The sequence below is a fragment of the Paenibacillus soyae genome, assembly GCF_024623455.1.
Classification (GTDB): domain Bacteria; phylum Bacillota; class Bacilli; order Paenibacillales; family Paenibacillaceae; genus Pristimantibacillus; species Pristimantibacillus soyae.
The window spans coordinates 46,763-67,108 of record NZ_JANIPJ010000016.1; the positions used below are offsets into that span (position 1 = coordinate 46,763).

Sequence of the window (20,346 nt, forward strand, 5' to 3'; positions counted from 1 at the left end):
AATGTACAACACGGAGGCCGGCATTATGCCGACCTCCGTTTGTTAGTGGGCAACGTGCAAGGTTAAACGCTCTTACCATATAGAAAAGGATGGATCCTCCTATGAAGCGTAAATTCCTATTACTATGTCTATCTCTATGGGTATCGCTTTCTTTAATGCCTTATACCGTGTTGGCCAAGGATGCTTCCTTCTCCCTGACCTTAAACAATGAACGGCCCGCAGTCGGCGAGAATATTCAGGTTGTGGTAACCGGGAACAACTTGACCGACGTGTACGGATATGAAATAAACTTGACATACGAACCAAGCCGCTTGCGATATGTGAAGACGGAAAGTCCGATGACCGGCTTCTCCGTGCCGATGGCGCCTAAGGATGGTGAACTCGTATTCGCCCATACGAAGGTAGGTAAGGTTGCCGGTGAGAGCGGAAAAGTGGTTTTGGCTACGATAGAATTCAAGGTCATAGGCGGTACCGGCAGTAAGCCAACGGCAATTGGGTTAACAAACGTGGAGCTCGTAAAAAGCGACTTGACCGTCACTAATCATGCCGCGAATGTTAGCCTGAACGTTACGACGGCCGGAAAGACATTCAACGATCTTAACGGACACTGGGCGAAACAGGAGATCGAGCGGGCAGCCGGTCTTGGTTTCGTGGCTGGCTATGCCGACGGCACCTTCCGCCCGCAGAACCATGTAACGAGAGCGGAGTTTGCCACGATGGTCTCCAGGGCGATGGAGCTAAAGCCCAAGGGCGGCGCAGATCCTTCATTTGCCGATCTGGACCGTATTCCGGACTGGGCTAAGCCTTCTGTCTTGGAAGCCCAAACGGCAGGCGTCATAACGGGCTACGAGGATGCGACTTTCCGTCCAGACCTTCTGATCAACCGTTCCGAAATGGCGGCCATGATGATGCGGACATTAGATACGAAGATGGACGAAGGATGGAAACCCGCTTTCGCCGACACGGACAGCATTCCCGTCTGGGCGCAGCCGTCCGTTGCTGCGGCTGCCGAAGCGGGCCTGATTAAGGGCAGAGACAACAATAAGTTCGTGCCTGCGGCTAACGCGACTCGCGCCGAGGCGGTTGTCTTAATTCTAAGGTTGATTGATTATAAGAATACAGCGGAACTCTAATATCGTTCAAAAGCGCCACCTGGTGAAAGGTGGCGTTTTCTGCGATCAGTGACAGTGGTTCATGTTCGATTTCGGATTATTTTGAAAGAAATCGTGAAATTGCCTTCTATGACCGGACTGTCCTTGCTTCTATACTTGGTATATAGGCAACATCCAAGCAGGAGTGACGATATGAGCCGCTACGAGAACCCTCTCATTCACCGAAGTCCGCATTCAAAGTCTATCGGCAAGGCCTTAAAAAGATGGGAGTCCCCGCTGGCGGGCTACCTCTTTATTTCACCATGGTTGCTTGGCTTTTTTGCGCTGACGTTATACCCCATGATGCTTTCCCTCTATTACTCCTTTACGGATTATACCTTAATGAAAGGGATGGACTGGGTAGGCTTCGACAACTATAAGAACATCTTGCTGGAAGACGACAAGTTTGTTCAGTCTCTTATCGTCACCTTTAAGTTTGTAGTCGTATCCGTACCGGCTCGTTTATTGGCTGCATTGCTTATCGCCTTGGCGTTAAACAAAGCGGTTACAGGCATCTCCGCTTATCGAATCGCTATCTATTTCCCGTCTCTCATTGGGGGCAGCATCGCGGTTTCCATGCTATGGGAAACCATTTTCGGAGTCGATGGCTGGATGAATCGGTTTCTTGGCGTGTTCGGCATTCAAGGCAGAGGCTGGATCAGCGATCCCCAAACGGCCTTATGGACGCTGGTATTGCTTACGGTATGGCAGTTTGGTTCGGCCATGGTTATTTTCTTGGCCGGCCTCAAGCAAATTCCGAGAGAGCTATACGAGGCCTCATCCGTTGACGGAGCCGGTCGATGGACGCAGTCGTGGAGGATTACGTTGCCCATGCTCACCCCGGTATTGTATTTCAATCTTATAATGGCGGTAATCGGAGCGTTCCAGATGTTCACCGCGGCCTATGTCATTACTAGGGGCGGGCCGATGAATTCCACGATGGTCTATGCTGTTTACCTGTATGAACGTGCGTTTAATCGCTATCAGATGGGATACGCTTCTTCGCTTGCCTGGATCCTGTTGAGCATGATAGCCGTTATTGCCGGCATTCTCGCTTTAACCTCCAAATACTGGGTGTTCTATGAAACGGAATCAAAAGGAGGATAAAGGTAAATGAGTGGACGGATCTTCAGCGTCATTCGACATAGCTTTCTCTTTATTTTCAGTCTCGTTATGATCTATCCGCTTATTTGGTGGATGGGGTCGTCATTAAAATCAAATGCGGAAATGAGCTCTCCCTATCCATTTCCGTTGGTTCCCCTATGGAACAATTTCGGCGAAGGGTGGAACGCGATTCCGGGGTTTTCCTTCACCGATTTTTATCTGAATACGTTTATGCTCGAGCTTGCCGTTATTAACGCGACCGTTGTTTCTTGTACCCTGGTCGCGTTTGGGTTTGCCAGGCTGGATTTTCCCTTAAAAAAGTTTTGGTTCTCCATCCTTTTGTTGACCTTGATGCTTCCGGCACAGGTGCTTGTCATTCCGCAATACGCGATGTTTCACCAGTTTGGCTGGATCGATACGTATTGGCCGTTTATCGTTCCGCATCTTCTCGCCGGAGGATCGGGCGGAACATTTTTTGTGTTTCTCCTCGTTCAATTCATTAGGGGGGTACCCAAGGAACTGGACGAATCGGCGAAGATCGATGGATGCTCATGGTTCGGCATTTATTTGCTTATCGTGATGCCGCTAACGAGGTCTGCCCTTATAACGGTGATCATTTTCTGCTTTCTTTGGAATTGGGATGATTTCTTGGGTCACCTTCTGTATATTAATTCGGTCGACAAGTATACGGTGGGGCTTGCGCTCAAGATGCTCAGCGATTCCGAAGGCAATCAGCAATGGGGACAACTGCTGGCGATGTCGCTTGTTTCGATTTTGCCGGCAACGTTATTGTTTGCGGCTGCGCAAAAGCAATTGGTAGAAAGCGTTGCGACGACAGGCATGAAGTAATAGGATGGAAGGGACGAGCCCAATCGTTATATAGCTGCGAATTATTCGTTCTTCAGAAGGAGTGCCCTCAGTGAAGAATCCTTTTAAGAAGTACAGAATCGATCATCTGTTTTTTGGCAGCTTTGCCGCGTTAATCATCCTTGTGCTCAGTATAACGATATGGATAAGCTACAGCTTGACCTCCAAAGAGCTGGCGACTACGGCATCTACAAACCAGCAGAAGCTTCTTAATGAACTGAACAATGAGATAACGACGCGAATGGTAACCATTGAACAAATTTCATTATCAAGGTCCAGAGATAATTCGCTGCTCGCCTTATTGACGGGGGCTAGAGATCAGGATGAATTTTCCCGGTACCAGGGGTTTAACGAGGTGAAGCAATCTCTTGCCAATTTAACAAACTCAATGCCGCTTATCGAAGGCATAGACGTGTTTATGAACAGGCCGAGTTATGGAGACTCCTTGAGCTATATTCAATTTCTGGAGCTGGAGGACGCTTCGAATCATTATTGGGCGGAAAGCATCAGGCGCAACGATTTTGCATGGAGCGATGAGTATGAACGGTCATCGTTTCGAGGAGAGGTGTCCGTGCTTAGCTTCGCGCGGTCCATCTTGTACAACAATAAGCTTATCGGGTATTTGGTTATTCACGTGAAGTCGGATATGTTAAAAAACGTGTTAGCGGGCCATTCCTCGGTGGAAGTGAGCAGGATCATGTTAGATGTATCAGGCCAGCCCATTCTCCAAATCGGCAATGTTCCGGACGCGGAGACGTGGGCAAGCTTAAGGGCGCGAATGGGAGGCTCCTCCGGCGTATTTCGAATCGAAAACGATACGGGAGGGGCCGAATCGTCGCTTATCGTGTATGCTCGCAACAATAATTCCAAGTGGACCTTGGTCGAGCTGACCCCTTGGTCCGAGATCACGCAAGGAAGCGTGAAGCTTGCAAAGGTCATTGCGATCATAGGCGTTATATCCATATTACTAACGTTAGTCATTACGATGCTGCTTAGCATGCAGTTTACGAGGCCGATCAAGAAGCTGGTTGGCGCGATGAATCGTTATTCCATCGAGGGCAAAAACATGAAGCTGCCGGAAGACTATTCCAACGAGTTTGGTTACCTCTATGCGGGATATCGCAAGCAAAACGAGCGTATCGAACAGCTTATACAGTCGCTACGCGAACGTCACGAGCTGCAAAGGGTGGCCGAGATAGAAGCATTGCAGGCCAATATTAACCCCCACTTTCTGTATAACACGTTGGACCAGTTAAATTGGATTGCCATTGCCAACGATCAGGGGGATATGAGCCGCATTCTGGAGCTTATGGGTCGGATGTTTCGAATCAGCCTTTCCAACGGGAATACATATATTACGATCCAGCAAGAGCTGGAGCATTTAAGCTGCTATTTGGAAATTCAGCAAATTCGTTATAAGGGCTCCCTGCAATTTTATTTTGAAGTCCCAGAGGACATCCCGTTTTTATATATTCCAAAAATGATCTTGCAGCCCTTTGTAGAGAATGCGGTGGTACACGGCTTCCACAATCGGAGCCATGGGACGATCTGGATTACCATGAAGCAGCAAGGCGAGAAGCTCTCCATCCTTATAGAGGATGACGGACAAGGGTACCAGCCGGCCCGGACGACGCATCGAAAAACGGGAGGCTACGGCATACGCAATGTCAAGGAACGTATTTCAGCTCATTTTGGCAACGCTTACGGAGTCGAGTATGGGCCCCGCGATGAAGGGGGGACCACGATACGGCTGACGCTTCCCGTACTCCGCAATATACCGTGATATTGAAAAAATCGGAAAATATCAAATCAAATTGTGCATCCTTCTGCTATAACGGGTCCAGTAGACTTGTTAAGATGATGATGTAACGGGATAGGAGAGATGAACAAATGGTCATGCGGCGACGAATAGCTTATCTAGCTGCGGCAGCATTTTTGGCCATTGTGCTTTCGGCATGCTCATCCGGCAACGATACGATACCGACTAGGCCCCAAGACGGAGAGAGCGTTAAGCTGCGCATCATGTGGTGGGGCGCACAATCCCGGCATGAAGTGACGCTAAGGGCATTGGAAGCTTATACAAAAGCCAATCCCCATGTAACCTTTGAACCCGAGTATTCGGGGATGGACGGGTACTTGGATAAATTATCCACGCAAGCCGCGGCTCAGAATGCTCCGGATATATTCCAGATCGACCCCAGCTGGGTAGCGGACTGGGCTTCTCGAAATCAGTTGATTGATATGACGGATGCCATAGATCTGACAAACATCGATGCCAAGCTGACGAGTATCGGCTACATCGATAACAAGTTGTACGGCGTACCTCTGGGATCGGTAGCTCACGGGATGATCTACGATAAGGCGGCCATGGAAAAGCTGGGTTTATCGGTACCTTCCATGGGCTGGACATGGGACGAGTTTTTTCAATACGCCGTAGATGCCAAGGTAAAGCTGGGAGGAAACCAATACCTAACGAAGGATTACGCCGGCGATTATTTTGCCTATAGCGCCTATCAATATGCTCACGGCAAAGGCCAGCTCATCACAAACGACGGAAAATTCAACGTAGACAGGACAACGTTTCTGGATTGGGCCATGCGTTGGCAGACGCTACGCGAGGATGGCGTCATACCGCCCGCCGACGTGAATGCCTCGGACAAGGAATTCGATCCGGCCGCCGATCTGCTGGTGAAAGGGAACATATTGATCAGGCTTGCCTTTAACTCCAGTTTCGGAGCCTGGGACAGCATGAATCCCGGCGCGTACGCTCTCGTAACGATGCCCCGGGCGGAGGAGGCGGGCGGCTGGCTTAAGCCTTCTCTGTTCTTTGGAATCTCGCCTTTCTCCAAAAACGCCGAAGAGGCCAAAAAGTTTGTTAATTGGTTCATTAACAGTCAAGAGGCCGGCGAAATTCTCGGGACCAGCCGCGGGGTACCGGTAAACGCCAAGGTTGCTGCCGCCATCGAATCCTCCTTAAGCGATGCGGACAGGGCAGGCATGGAGCTGTATAACGCGACTCAGAAGCATGGCCAGCAATGGTCGCCCGGCGCAAGCGGCTGGACGAATTGGGTCGACAAAGACTGGAGTCTTGTCCGCGACGAGCTCAGCTTTGGCAAAAAAACGCCGGAGCAAGCATTCGACGCGCTGCAAAAGCTGGCAAAAGAGTACGGCAAATAATTCATGATAAGCCGGGGGACGACATCATGTGGAAGATCGTGATTATCGACGATGACCGAAACGTATTGCAGGGGATGAAGCTAGCCATACCCTGGAAGGAATTGGGTGCCGAGTGGGCCGGCGAAGCGACAGACGGCGAAGAAGGCTTCGAGCTGATCCGAAGGGTCAACCCGGATCTTGTCATTACGGATATTTACATGCCCGTCATGAGCGGTCTGGAGATGATCGAGTTGCTGCGAACCGATCAATTTAACGGGAAAATCGTTATTTTAAGCGGATATTCGGACTTTGAACACGCCCGTCAGGCCATGCGTTTACATGTCATCGATTATTTGAGTAAACCGGTGAGCGTTCCCACCCTCAAATCCGTCTTGCAGAAGGTGATAGACCAGCTGCACCTAGAGCGTTTGAAAAGCCGGGAGCAAGAGGAATTGAATGAGAAGCTTATCCAATTTCAACCCTTCATAGAAAAAGAATGGGTGAAATCCGTCGTTTCAGGCACGCTGGAGCCCTCTTATCGGGAGGATGATAAGCTTCCTGTTCCGTTTGAGAGTTGGAAAAAGGCCAATCACCTCGTTATCGGCGTCGAAATGGTGAGGGATATCCGTTTAAACGCGGTTTCTATTGCCGATTTGAATTTGTTTCGGTTCGCCGTCGGCAATATCGTCAAGGAAATCGCGAATGCGATCTTTGACTCCTATTCGTATTCGGAGCTGCATGGCACGCGATGCGCGATCGTCATTCATCTGGATCCCCCGCCCCCGCAAGAAGAGCTTCGGATGAAGCTAAGGCAGCTTGGGGCCGATGTAATCGAAAGCGTGAGTCGATATTTAAAGATCAATCTTCGTATCGGACTGGGGAGTCTAAAAAATAATTGGCTGCAAATGTCGGATTCAACGGAAGAGGCTTTCCGGGCCATCGAGCTAAGAGAATCTCCGGCAATGAAAGGCTGCGAGCTATTCCAATGGGATAGAACGCAAGCGTCTCCGGACCTCTCTCCTCTAACGCGTCCCGTGAAGTTCTACCAGGAGCTAATAAGCGCCGTTAAAGCAGGTCAGGCAGGGCTCGCTAACCGCATTATTGCCGATCAATTTCAACTTCTTGCCGCCAGAGGCCGATTTACCCCAACGGAAATACAGCTTCTTGCGGGCGAGATGTGGGGAATAATGAATTACAGTCTGTACGAGGCAGGCATTGTGTGGGACGAGCGATCTCCCGAGGAGCTTCCGCAGCAAGAAATTGTATGGCTGACAACTCTCGACATGCTGGAGAGATGGGTTGCGAAAACGGTAAACGCCATATGCTCCGGCAGAGAGTGGAAGGGGAACAGCAAACATAGGCAAGCGGTGGACTTCATGCTGCAATATCTTCACGATAACTATGCGGAAGACGTGACGCTTGGCGAGCTTGCGGACAAGGTTCATATGTCGCGCAATTACTTATCCGATATTTTTAAGAACATGGTTGGGGACACGTTCAACAATTATTTGACCCGAGTAAGAATGGAGAAAGCAAAGGAGCTGCTGCTGGAAAAAAACATGCTGGTTTACGAAGTGGCGAATCGGGTTGGTTATAAAAACGTCCCTTACTTCAGCACCTTGTTTAAAAAATATATCGGCATAAATCCAACGGATTTAACGAAACGGACGTAAAGTGTTGGATGAAGAGGGAGAGGGCAATCATTCCATTGCCCTCTTTCCGTTTAGTAGGAGGGAAATGATAAGGAGGCCTATTACAATGAAACGAAACTGGTATTACCGTATGATGTTGTCGTACACGCCTATTTTTTTCGTTGTGATTTCTTCGGTCATCATCGTATTTTTTACAACGCTAAATCAACAATCCGAGAACAGGTACATCGAAACCAACAGGTCGATCGTGACGCAGATGATGAAGAATACGGAGGTCAGCCTCAAGCTGATCGAGCTGAATTCGGTTAGCGCGCTCCTAACGGACCCCTATATCAACGATTATTTTTCTAGCCGCGGCAAAGAAGTCTACGACTATTTCGTCATCCAAAAAAAACTCATCGACCTCAAATCTTCGTTTCCCTTCGTAAGCTCCATCTATTTGTATGACGAACCCACTCATATGATCCTCTCCGACTCCAATACCTACACGTTTGCCTCTTTTGCGGATCGCGATTTTTTGGAGAGAAGCCTATTGGAGAGGGAACAAGCCAAATGGACGGAACCGCGAGACTATACGTTGTCCACCATTGATCGCAATGGTCAAAAAGTCGTTTCCCTCATGAAAACATATACCTATCCCACCCAGCAAACCGGCATTATGGTCATTAATATTTACGTCAATTCCATAATGGAGTACTTACATCAACTTAGTCAGCAAGAGGAGACCCAAATTCGCATTTTGGACGCCGAAGGCAACGATTTTCAAGGCACGTCCAGCGATCAAGACACGGCTTCCCATGTTAGAACCGTATCGGAGTACACCGGATGGGCCTATTCGGCGGTAAGCGTGAATGCAGGGAGCTACACGCTGATCTCGATGCTGTCCAATATTTGGATCCTTATCGTCCTTATCGTCATCGTGCTAGCACTCCTCTGGTTTACGATTATAACGCATGTCCACTACAGGCCGATTCATCAAATCGTGGAAAAAATCAATTCTTCAATCGGGGCAAGAAAGAGCGCGAGTAACGGCATGAAATCGCGTTTGAACGAATTTAATGTCATTGAATCCACGATTGATGCTTTGCTGCAGAAAACGATGGATTATCATTCCTTGCAGGAAGCGGAGGCCGTTCATCGCAAAAGAATCCTGATCCAGGAGCTATTGGCCGGACAACGCGTCATGAGCGACACGGAATGGAGAAAAGAAGCGGCTGTGCTGGGAATGCCCGTTGATTACGAATGCGTATGCGCGATTTCCATCGAGATCGACCACTATCATGACTTCGCCGAAAACTATAAACCCGGCGATCAACATCTGCTCAAATATATTTTGGAAAGCGCCATTAAGGAATCCGCCGTCGAAAGAGACATCGCGCTTTATTGCGTATGGACGGATCAGCATCAAATAGCAGTCGTATTGTTCCTTAAACAAGCCAATATTCCCTACGAAGACACGATTAGGGCGATGTGCGACGACTATCGCAAATGGATACATCAACATGTAGAGTTTACCGTAACCGTGGGCATCGGCAAGACGAGGGATGGCATGATCCATATGGCGTCTTCGTATCGGGCTGCCCAATCGAACGTTTTACTGAAAGCCGTCTTCGGCACCAATTGCGTTATCGATCACGAGATGTCCAAGCAAAAGTCGGACATCGGCTCGTACGCGCTTCTGGATGTCATGCCGGCCATGATCCATCTGTTTAAAAAAGGCGATCATGCTTGGCGGGGCAAGTTTACAGGAATGATAAACGAGCTTTACGACAAAAGGCTGGGAAGATTGCAATTATCGGACCTGATCAGCAGCCTGACGCAGATGCTGGAAAAGGAAATGCTGTCAATCTCGCCGGACATGTGGAGAATGCACTTTCAATCTCGCTTCGAGACCTTGTCCAATCAGACGGAAACGTTGGCGGAGTGGGGGCAAGATGGGCTGGCGTTGCTAGAAGAATTAGCTGAGCATTTGGTCCTGCAGCGGGAAGAGAATAGCACCAAATCCATAGCGATGCGGATGAAGTCTTATATCGATAATCATTATGCCGACCCGGATTTATCGTTGGTTGGCGTAAGCGATACGTTTGATATGCCCGCCGCGAGCGCAAGTATTTTATTCAAGAAGGAGACGGGCGAAAAGTTTGTCGACTATGTATTAAAGGTTCGTCTGGAGCATGCGCGCAAGATGCTGGTCGACTCCGATGATGCCATCGGGATCATTGCCGAGAAAGTGGGCTACAGCCACGTCCTTTCTTTCCATCGGGCATTTAAGAAGATTTACGGATTTCCGCCGGGCGAATTTCGGGTGATTTATCGCGCCCAGCGAAATGTGTAGGAGCAAGCGCTGCTTGTTAGCCGTTCAATAAAGGTAAAGAGCAGCGAAGTTAGCCCTTAAATTATTGTCAATGTTCAAGCGAAGCGGCGGGATGGTACATTTAAGCCCGTAAGCAGCGCCTAACCATGCATGGGCGAAGGCAATGATTAACTTCAGAGGAGGTAGATGGCCATAACAACCAAGCCGGTGCGCAGAACGGCACCACGACTGCCGTTCCGATCCTTGCTCCGCGACTGGCAGCTATACATCTTAATTCTGGTACCCTTGGCGTTTTTCGTAACCTTCAAGTATGTACCGATGTTTGGCGCGGTGATCGCATTCAAGGATTACAACATTTTTAAAGGCATTTGGGGAAGTCCATGGGTGGGCTTCGAGACGTTCAAAGAGATTTTTCAAATGCAAGGGTTTTACCTGGCGTTAAGAAACACGTTTATGTTGAACTTGCTGGATTTGCTAGTCAGCTTCCCGCTTCCGATTCTATTAGCTATCGTGCTTAACGAGCTGCGGATTCAATGGTTTAAGAGAGGCGCCCAAATGGTGCTGTATCTGCCGCATTTCATCTCTTGGGTGATCATCGGCGGCATAGCGATTCAGTTGTTCGCGACCAATACGGGCATCGTGAACAACGTGCTGAAATCGCTTAACCTTGAGGCCATACCTTTCTTGACGGAGCCGGTCTATTGGGTGTTTACGTATCTTGGCATCGGCATATGGCAGAGCGCGGGCTGGGGAACCATTATCTACCTTGCGGCTTTGACCGGCATCAACAAGGATCTTTATGAGGCAGCCGATGTGGACGGAGCCAGCCGATTGCGGAAGATATGGCATATTACGTTGCCGGGCATTAAGCCCACCATCATTATATTGCTGATCATCAATATCGGGCATATGGCCAGCATCGGTTTCGATCGGCCGTTCGTGTTAAGCAATCCGCTTGTCACGGATGTATCGGAAGTCATTAGTACGTACGTGTACAAAACCGGTATCCAATCGGCGCGTTATACGATAGCAACCGCTATTGGATTATTCCAGGCGGTCATCGGTTTGATCTTCCTCTTGTCTGCCGATTTGATTTCCCGCAAGGTCAACGACCAGGGCATATGGTAGGAGGAGATAATCATGACAAGCCCGAGTAACGCCCGCATTGGGAGCAGCGCAAGCGGCAAAATGTTGGATATCGCCCTGATCCTTGCGATCACGATCGCAAGCTTGCTCTGTTTGGCGCCAATGGTTCATATTTTGGCATTGTCGCTTAGCGGGAACAGCGCCATTATGGCCGGCAAGGTTACGCTGATCCCGCTCGATATCGATTTTACGGCATACAAGGCCGTTTTCGGCAACGCACAGATGATACGCTCGCTTGGATTTACGATAGGCATGGTAAGCTTGTATACCGTTATCGCGATGGCGTTGACGATTATAGCGGCTTATCCCTTAACCAAAAAGCATCTGAAAGGACGCGATTTCTTTCTATTCGTGATCGTCGTTACGATGTTTTTTAGCGGCGGAATGATTCCGGAGTATCTGAACGTTAAAAATTTGAATCTGTTGGATTCCATATGGGCAATGGTTCTTCCGGGTGCCATTAACGCGTTTTATTTGCTCATCGTCAAAACCTTCTTTAGCTCCATCCCCGCGGAGCTTGAAGAATCGGCGAGGATGGACGGCGCAAGTCAGTTCCGCATATTAACAAGCATTATTTTACCGCTTTCTCTGCCCGTGCTGGCGACGATCAGCTTGTTTTATGCCGTCGGCCGATGGAACGGGTTTATGGACGCTTTGCTTTACATTACGAACTCCAACTTATATCCCTTGCAGCTCAGGCTTTACGAGATGGTGATGAACAGCCAGGTGAACAGCATGCTCGAAGGCATCGGCACTACCGTGCCGGTACCTGAAAGCCTTAAAGCGGCATCCATCATGTTTGCCACGATTCCGATTTTGTTAGTGTACCCGTGGCTGCAGCGCTACTTCGTATCGGGCATGATGATCGGCGCAGTCAAAGGTTAAGAGGCAAGGATGGATTATAATAATTAAGCCAATGCTTCCGAAGCGGTTTTGTTCCACTTCATTACACAAAACTTAAGGAGAGGGTCAAATGAACAGGAAGTCCAAAAGATGGTCGGCCGGCCTAATGGCCGTAGCCGTATCGACTAGCATTCTCGCAGGTTGTTCCACCAATAACGGAGGCAACGCTGATCCTTCTAACCAGCCGTCCAATCAACCGGCCAATCCGGCAACGGAAGCGCCGAAGGGCGATCCCATCACGTTGCGCATCGAGTTGTTCGACCGCAATAATACGCCAACCGGCGCACCGCCCATCACGGACAATTTTATGACCAAGTACGTGCAGGAAAACTTCGGCGATCCCAACAATATCAAGGTCGAATTCGTAACCGTGCCTCGCTCGCAAGAGGTCGAGAAGCTGAACGTGCTGATGGCTGCCGGCCAAGCACCGGATCTCGTCTATACGTATGATACGCCGACGGTGCAGAAGTACGTAAAAGACGGCGGCTTAACCGATCTTGGCCCGCTGCTCGATCAGTATGGCCAAAACCTGAAGGCGGTTCTTGGCGACACCGTATTGAATTACGGCAAATTCGACGGCGTACAATACGCGATTCCGGCACGCCGCGTCCTCCTTCCGGAGAGCACGACCTTTATTCGCCAGGATTGGCTGGATGAGCTGGGCCTGCCGATCCCGAAGACTACGGACGAATTCTATCAAACGCTGAAAGCGTTTAAAGAGAAGAAACCGGGAAAATCCGGGGATAAAGTCATTCCTTACAGCCATATCGATCCTTTCCATAACAAGCCGCTGCAATATTCGTTCTGGGAGTGGGATAAAATTACGGACGCGGACCTGTACGCAACCCCGGACTGGTTATTGCCGGGCAACAAAGAAGCGTTCCGCTTCTTGAACAAGCTGTACAACGAAGGCTTGATCGATCCGGACTTCCCGCTATCGATGAACAAGGATGAGCAAAAATACCAGAAGGATTTGATCAACGGCATTGTAGGAGCAGCCACGGCCAACACGAATGAGCCTGTCTATCAAGGTTACCTGGCCGAGGTATACAAAGCGGATGCCAACGCAAAGCTTGTTCCGATCGATCCCTTCACGACACCTGACGGGAAAACGCCGAAGGCGCTTTACTCCCCGAACGGTCTGTACATGTTCGTGCCGAAATCAAGCAAGAACGCCGAAGCCGTAGTGAAATATCTGGACTGGATGGCTGTGCCCGAGAACTTTATCGCCCTTCAGAACGGAACAGAAGGCAAAACCTACGAGATGGTAGACGGCGTGCCGCAAGTTTTGGACAACGAAGAAGCCAAGCAAACGCTTTATAATTATCCGGACTACGCGATCATTCTGAACGGCAAGCTTGTGAGCACGACGGATGAAAGCCTCAATATTGCCGCTAATGCATCCGACCCGAAACACAAGGAATTTACAATTGCCAGCATCGAGCTGGGCAGCAAGGACGGCGTTATCAAGCCAAGCGTGACGACTCCGATCCAAGCGGAAATCAAGTATGCCACGACTCTTAAAGAGAAAACGGATGAAATATTCGTTAAGGTCATAACGGCAAAACCGGAAGACTTCGACAAGCTTTACGACAAAGAAGTGAATGATTACATGAAAATCGGCGGACAAGAAGTGATGGACGAGAAACGCCAAGCCTTCGAAGCTGCCAAGTAAGCATGAAACATGCGAATTCCTGCTTCTCCTTCCCAACGTGGGAGAAGCAGGGGCACCGCACGAAGACAAAATGGCTTCCATGTTTTGCAAAAGAATGAAAACGCATTCATTCATGATGAGCCATGCGACAGGGAGGAATCAAAATTATGGTGAAACGGATTAGGAGAAAGGCGTTTGCGCATTTGACGGTGAGCGCGCTGGCAGTATCTCTCTTTGCGCCAGCTTCTCTTTCCAGTACGGTACAGGCCGCGACGGATGCTGCTCCGGTCACGGCCAATTGGTATACGACCTATCAGGAAATGGATGGCGCCGGCGCCGCATATGCCTATACGCCTTCCATCAATATGATGCAGCTTGCATCAGCGGGGGAGCAGGATACGGTAAGGCATCTGCTTGATCTAACCTTCGACGAGAAGAACGGCACGGGGCACGATATCGTGCGCGTCATCATCGGCGACAACGGCGGCCTCACCGCCAGCGGCACGGCGGCAAGCCCCGGCTTTAATCCCGTGACTTCCTTGCTTGCGGATGTCGATAATCCGGGCTTCGATATCGAAGGCAATAAAATTCCGATGCGCGGTACAGCAGGCCAGTACGGCTACAAAATCGAAGCGGAAAATCGCTATTACGATGGCAATACCGACAGCATTTGGCCGAACGAACCGGAGCATGACCCCGGAACGCTCGTGCCGCTCGAAGGTTTCGTTTGGCAGCATCCATCCTGGAATCAGCCTATCCCGAGTGATAGCGGCGGACCGACCAGCCTCCTAAGCGCTCCCGGCGAGGATCCCGTCGTCATGAAAGACTCGGCGCGAACTCGCAAGGAATTGTTCGACTTCGACCAGGTATGGACGATGCTGCAGGCCCAGCAATATGGCGTCGATCAATTTTACGCCTGCGTATGGACGGTCCCTTACTGGATGAGCAACTCGGCGTCCAACGCGCCGAGCAAGATTATTCGAAACGACGTGGCTATTATCGATGGCAAGCAAGTCAAAATCTATTACCAGGCGTTTGCCGATTATTTGGTTCATTACGTAAAGGGCATGTGGGAGCAATATGGTATTCCGATTACCCATGTCGGTCCCTTTAACGAAGTCGATCTGGCAGGCGGAAGCGCGGCTTATGTAACCGAATTGGTCAACGAATATGTAGGACCTACATTAAAGGCAGCGGTAGAGCCGGGCGGCGCTCTGTACGACATCGAGAATCCCGATGGCGAAATCATTGACTTTACGCCGCAGCTCGTAGCCGTGGACGGCACGAACCTCAATGCTTCCATAAGCAGGGGCGGCCAAATGTTTTCCCAAGTCGACGAAGCGACGGCTACCATGAAAAATCCGTACCTGGATGTATTCTCCACGCATTTGTACGGTACGACGGGGATCGGCACGGACGAGACCAAGCTGTATCATACGGGCGGCTTCTCGCAAACTCCGATGGACTATACGACGGCTGGCAATACGTATCCGCAGTACCTGACCAAATATAAGCTGTGGCAAACCGAATTTATGAACCAGGATACCGGCGATGGTTCTGCCGGCGCCTACACCAATCGTTATGGCAATCAGAACATTTACGATGCCGTTCGATGGTCCAATTTGATGACCAACATGTTCACAAGCAATCCCGGCTTTAATGGCTTCATCTGGTGGAGCATGTGGGACAACAACGGCGTCGACGGCTCCGACTTGATACGTTTCGTAACAACAAACTCGCAGCAAGAGCCTGGGCGAATGGCTACATTGACGGGCGAATACCGTCTGTTCAAGCGCTTCTACGGGTTTGGCCACTACTCCCGCTTTATGAATCCGGGCGACAAGCGTTTCGAGGTAACGCGCTCACCCGCGCAGGACATTCATATCGTCGGCTTCAGAAGCAATACGGATTTCTCGATTACGGTATCCAACGCCAAGAACGACGATTCCGTTCAGCCGTTGGAGTTCACGCTTAATCAATTCCCGGTTGGAACGTCCAGCGTTACCGTGTTCCGGACCTCCGGCGACGAGAATCAGAGGAAGGTGGGCACGATCCCCGTCGTCAACGGCAAATTCGTCATCGACATCCCGTCGGCCAGCATCGTCACGATCGTGCCGTCCGAAGGGACTTACGCGACTTATAACGGACTGGACGGCGAGCGGGATATTTTCTCTACCCTCGAGGCGGAAAGAAACGACAATGGCGTGTTAGGCGACGCCGCGGGCAATGCCGGCCGAGCCAACGAGGCGGTCACTCTAAATAATGGCGGTTATCTGGCTTACAACAATGTCAACTTTGCGGACGGCTCCGCAAACGGAGGCGTTGTACGCAGACATTTGCTTTATCTTACGGCGCAGGCTAAATCGGCCAAGGGCGGAGATCTGGTCGCTTATGTGCTTCCGGTAGGAACAGCGGTTAGCGATTCCGCCGATATTGCTTCGTTAGGCAGGGAAGTGGCCCGCATTGCCGTTCCCGCCAATAACGGATATGGCAAATACCAAGACATGGTGGAAACGGGTGACCTTAGCGCATACGGCCATAAAGATTTTTACATCGTTTCGGAAGCAAGCGGCGGCGGCTCCATCGCAGTAGACCGCTTCCTGTTCGGCGCCAACGATTCCGATTGGAGTACCGCCGCCAACAATTCAACGGTTTCCATTCCGGGCAACATTCTGCTGGGCGGAGATTTCGACACGGCGACGGCTTCCAACACGAACAACTGGTCCGCTGGCCGCTACGATAACGGGACGTTCCAGCAATCCGTTACGGGTCCGGCGCTTACCGCGGACACGATTCAAAGCTACACTGGCCTGTCCAGATACCTCAAAAACAACAGCACGTCCAGAGTAGCGGGATCCGCCAAGCTGGCCAATCGGATCGACGCCGCCAATCAGTACGACGGCATCTGGCAAGAAGTGACCGGCAAGCTGACCGTCGGAGAAAGCTATGACTTCAAAGGGCACTTTATGTCCATGAAGCATCGTCCGGAGAGCTATGACGTCGCGGCCGAGAATCCGGGCGATATCGAAGTGGCGTTAGTCTATTACGATAACGAGGGAGAGCAGCTGGCGCTGACCCCGATTAGCGGCCGAGATATGCCCGAGCCTTTGCAGGCTCGCGAAGCGGGCGATGCCGGCTACTGGAATAGCAGCGGACAATTTGTAGGCCGGGTGTTGCAAGGCGGGCCGCTTAGCCTGACCTCTTTCCAGCCCGTCAACGTGAAGGTGGCGAATTGGCACGAAAGCGACAGCCGATCCTTTGTCTACAGCGAGCCTGCCGGTACGGCCAAGGTTGTGTTGGCTGTATATGCCAAGGATTCCAACATCATGTATGCCGACTTGCTATCATTGACGCCTCCTGTTATTACGACCTATAACGTTTTTGTTGACGGCAGCTTGCCGGCCAACTTCTCGCAAGACAGGACGGACTACACGTATACGGTCAATGGAACGGCCGTTCCGGTTGTTACGGCTTCTTCTAACGATCCAAGCGTCAAGGTAAGCATTTCGCAAGCAAGCAGCACGAGCGACACGGCTGTCATCCGCTTTATAAAAGGGGAGGCGGTCAAAACGTTTACGGTGGCGTTCTCCACGACGCAGGTAATTGATTTCGCAGACGGCCTGCCTGCCGGCTGGAGCATCGGCAATCCGAGCGGAGAAGCGTTCACCTACAATTCGAACGGAAGCGTAACGCTAAATACGGTTAAACAGGATCCGCCCTATCCGAACAGCACAAACCTCCTGCAGCTGCCGGGTTCGGCCGAAGGAGACTGGACTCTGACGGCAAGGCTGACAGTGGATAAAGCGCTAAGCGACGCAGCGTTTACGAACGCTACGCAAGTGGGCATCGGCATCCGCAATGCCGCTTCCGGCGAATTTTTCAGACTCGGCGCCATCCGGGTAGACAACAGCATCAAAGTCATCAGCACGGGCTTGTCCGGCACGACAACCAGCAACAACCAGACCGGTCAAACGAGTCTGTCAGGCACGAACTATTATCTTCGCGTCGTAAAAACAGGCAATGACGTACAAGGCTACTTCTCAACGAATAACGGCACCAGCTATACCATCATGAGCGGTAGAGCCGGAGCGACCGTTCCGACAACCTTTACGCCTGAATTTTTTAGAGACGGCAAGATACTCTTGTACGGAAGCAACTTGGGCACCGCCGACTTGCAAGTCACTTACAACGATGTGACGCTCGTGAAGTCAAGAGGCGTCGCGACAGTGAGCGAAGATCAATTAGCGGTAGAGCAGGCGGCGGTACTGATCGGCGGGACGATTACGGTACCGGATACAAGCGCGACGCAGCCCGCTTTGCTTGCAACGCTGGCACAAGAATACCTCGGGAATAACGAGGAACTGGCATCGCTCGGCGTAACCGTCGCCGTTTCGTACGAGGATGGCAAGTTTAACCTAACCTTCGCGAAAGGAACTTCGGCGATCACTGTGTATTCCGTTTCCATTACGGGAGGCGGCAACGGCACGGACACGACCTCGCCGACATGGGGGGCGGGAAGCGAGCTTACCGAATCCAATGTTACCAGTACCGGACTAACTCTGACATGGACCGCGGCAGAGGATGACGTGGCGGTTACAGGATACAAGATCTATAAGGGAACAGAAGAGATCGCTAATCTCGCAGGAAATGTCAACACGTATGAGGTCACCGGTTTAACGGCGGAAACGGAATATACGTTCAAGGTCGAAGCAGGCGACGCGGCAGGCAATTGGAGTACGGACGGACCTTCCAAGTCCGTTACAACGTCGACGCTGCCGGATACGGACGCACCGACGTGGGCGCAAGGAAGCACGCTTGCAGCAACAAATCTGGCGACGACCACGCTTACGCTGACCTGGTCTGCCGCGCAAGATAACAACGACGTTACAAGCTATAAGATCTACAAGGGTGCGGAGGAATTGGCAACCTTGCCGGGTTCGGTCACTTCCTACGAGGTTATCGGACTTGCGCCGGAAACGGAATATCTATTTAAGGTTGAAGCAGGTGACGAAGCGGGCAATTGGAGCGCGGACGGTCTAGCGGTAACGGTGACGACATTGCCGTCGGCCGATACGACGGCGCCGGCGTGGCCGGCGGGAAATCAACTAGCGGGATCCAATGTCGGAACGACGGGGCTTACGCTGACATGGACGGCAGCCGAGGACGAGACCGCGGTCACCGCGTACAAAATCTTTAAAGACGCAGAGGAGATTGCGACAGTAGCTGGCACGGCATTGACTTACGAGGTGGCTGGCTTAACGCCGAATAGCGAGTATGTGTTTAAGGTCGAAGCCGGAGACGGCGGAGGCAACTGGAGCACGAACGGTCCATCGGTTACTGTAACGACGTTGGCGGTTGTAGACGCCGAAGCTCCGACTTGGGCGCAAGGAAGCGCGCTGACGGCATCCTCCGTCTCGACGGGCAGCCTTACCTTGACTTGGCCGGCAGCCGCGGACAACACGGGAGTCACGGGATATACGATCTATAATGGCGCAGCGGAGGTAGCGGAGGTAGCGGGAGATGTGCGATCCAGGCAAGTGACGGGTCTTGCGCCCAATACGACGTATACTTTCTCCGTGCAAGCCAGAGACGCTGCAGGCAACCTGAGCAGCGATGGTCCGACGGTCCGCGTGACGACGCAAGCCGTGTCGACGCCTCCGCCATCGACGCCGACGCCAACGCCAAGTCCAACGCCAAGTCCAACGCCAACACCGGTGCCAACAACAACGCCAAGTCCGACGCCAAGTCCGACACCGACGCCGAGCCCTGAGTCGACGCCGAAGCCGACGCTTCCGCCTCATAGCTTTAAGGATGTAGGCAACGGCAAGTACGACTGGGCATCCGAAGCCATCGATACCTTATATGGCAACGGCGTCATTAAAGGCACGTCCGAAACGAGCTTTAGTCCCGATCAAAATATTACGAGAGCGGACTTTGTCGTCCTGCTGGTTAGAGCGCTGGGATTGCAAGCTGAAGTAGACGCCAATGAAAGCTTCAAGGATATTAGCGAGGACGATTATTATTATGAGTCGCTTCTGATTGCGAAGCAGCTAGGCATCGTAACGGGCGTGGACGGCAGCAACTTTCATCCAAACGGAGAAATTTCGAGGCAGGATATGATGGTCATTGTCGCAAGAGCGCTCAAGCTCGCCGGCAAGCTGTCATCGGAAGGAAGCATGGATGATTTGAACGGCTTCCTGGACGCTTCAAGCGTCGCGGGTTATGCGCAAGAAAGCGTAGCGGCTTTGATTGACGCAGGCATCATTAAAGGTGACGGTTCTTCCATTCATCCAAGAGGCTTTACTACGCGCGCGCAAGCGGCAGTCGTCATCTTCCGGATTTACAAAAGCCTGTGAGTTCGATAGAAGGCTTTGACTTTTATTAGAAAAAATTTGGGCA

At 51.2% G+C, this 20,346-nt stretch carries 11 protein-coding genes; all 11 read left to right on the forward strand.

The genetic code is table 11. The annotated features are described in order from the left end of the window. The first annotated feature begins 101 nt into the window (after positions 1–101). On the forward strand, positions 102–1,133 hold the full coding sequence (locus tag NQZ67_RS20600) for an S-layer homology domain-containing protein (RefSeq protein ID WP_257449582.1): 1,032 nt from the start codon (positions 102–104) through the stop codon (positions 1,131–1,133). Between the two features lie 171 nt (positions 1,134–1,304). Then, entirely contained in the window at positions 1,305–2,258 is a 954-nt protein-coding gene (locus tag NQZ67_RS20605) for a carbohydrate ABC transporter permease (RefSeq protein ID WP_257449583.1), read from the forward strand. 6 nt (positions 2,259–2,264) lie between these two features. Next, positions 2,265–3,104, forward strand: coding sequence for a carbohydrate ABC transporter permease (locus NQZ67_RS20610; protein WP_257449584.1), 840 nt, complete (start codon positions 2,265–2,267; stop codon positions 3,102–3,104). 70 nt (positions 3,105–3,174) lie between these two features. Then, positions 3,175–4,905: a sensor histidine kinase gene (locus NQZ67_RS20615; RefSeq protein ID WP_257449586.1), complete on the forward strand. Its 1,731-nt coding sequence runs from the start codon at positions 3,175–3,177 to the stop codon at positions 4,903–4,905. 107 nt (positions 4,906–5,012) lie between these two features. Beyond that, positions 5,013–6,299, forward strand: a complete 1,287-nt coding sequence (locus NQZ67_RS20620; RefSeq protein WP_257449587.1) for an ABC transporter substrate-binding protein — start codon at positions 5,013–5,015, stop codon at positions 6,297–6,299. Between the two features lie 26 nt (positions 6,300–6,325). Next, a complete protein-coding gene (locus tag NQZ67_RS20625) occupies positions 6,326–7,951 on the forward strand; it encodes a response regulator transcription factor (RefSeq protein ID WP_257449588.1) in 1,626 nt (541 codons plus the stop codon). An 85-nt stretch (positions 7,952–8,036) separates the two neighbouring features. Continuing rightward, positions 8,037–10,265: a helix-turn-helix domain-containing protein gene (locus NQZ67_RS20630; RefSeq protein WP_257449590.1), complete on the forward strand. Its 2,229-nt coding sequence runs from the start codon at positions 8,037–8,039 to the stop codon at positions 10,263–10,265. 165 nt (positions 10,266–10,430) lie between these two features. Further along, the gene (locus NQZ67_RS20635) at positions 10,431–11,372 is read left to right on the forward strand and encodes an ABC transporter permease (protein ID WP_257449591.1); all 942 of its coding nucleotides are present in this window, start codon (positions 10,431–10,433) and stop codon (positions 11,370–11,372) included. Between the two features lie 36 nt (positions 11,373–11,408). Beyond that, positions 11,409–12,275: a carbohydrate ABC transporter permease gene (locus NQZ67_RS20640; protein ID WP_371825336.1), complete on the forward strand. Its 867-nt coding sequence runs from the start codon at positions 11,409–11,411 to the stop codon at positions 12,273–12,275. Between the two features lie 88 nt (positions 12,276–12,363). Then, positions 12,364–13,968, forward strand: coding sequence for an extracellular solute-binding protein (locus NQZ67_RS20645; RefSeq protein ID WP_257449594.1), 1,605 nt, complete (start codon positions 12,364–12,366; stop codon positions 13,966–13,968). Positions 13,969–14,114: 146 nt separating this feature from the next. Then, positions 14,115–20,303, forward strand: coding sequence for a fibronectin type III domain-containing protein (locus NQZ67_RS20650; RefSeq protein WP_257449596.1), 6,189 nt, complete (start codon positions 14,115–14,117; stop codon positions 20,301–20,303). Positions 20,304–20,346: the final 43 nt, after the last annotated feature.

What these genes read in the sequence shown, in the direction of transcription:
- NQZ67_RS20635 (WP_257449591.1), top strand. Translation starts at nt 10,431, where the DNA reads ATGGCCATAACAACCAAGCCGGTGCGCAGAACGGCACCACGACTGCCG.
- NQZ67_RS20620 (WP_257449587.1), top strand. Translation starts at nt 5,013, where the DNA reads ATGGTCATGCGGCGACGAATAGCTTATCTAGCTGCGGCAGCATTTTTG.
- NQZ67_RS20650 (WP_257449596.1), top strand. Translation starts at nt 14,115, where the DNA reads ATGGTGAAACGGATTAGGAGAAAGGCGTTTGCGCATTTGACGGTGAGC.
- NQZ67_RS20630 (WP_257449590.1), top strand. Translation starts at nt 8,037, where the DNA reads ATGAAACGAAACTGGTATTACCGTATGATGTTGTCGTACACGCCTATT.
- NQZ67_RS20610 (WP_257449584.1), top strand. Translation starts at nt 2,265, where the DNA reads ATGAGTGGACGGATCTTCAGCGTCATTCGACATAGCTTTCTCTTTATT.
- NQZ67_RS20605 (WP_257449583.1), top strand. Translation starts at nt 1,305, where the DNA reads ATGAGCCGCTACGAGAACCCTCTCATTCACCGAAGTCCGCATTCAAAG.
- NQZ67_RS20625 (WP_257449588.1), top strand. Translation starts at nt 6,326, where the DNA reads ATGTGGAAGATCGTGATTATCGACGATGACCGAAACGTATTGCAGGGG.
- NQZ67_RS20645 (WP_257449594.1), top strand. Translation starts at nt 12,364, where the DNA reads ATGAACAGGAAGTCCAAAAGATGGTCGGCCGGCCTAATGGCCGTAGCC.
- NQZ67_RS20600 (WP_257449582.1), top strand. Translation starts at nt 102, where the DNA reads ATGAAGCGTAAATTCCTATTACTATGTCTATCTCTATGGGTATCGCTT.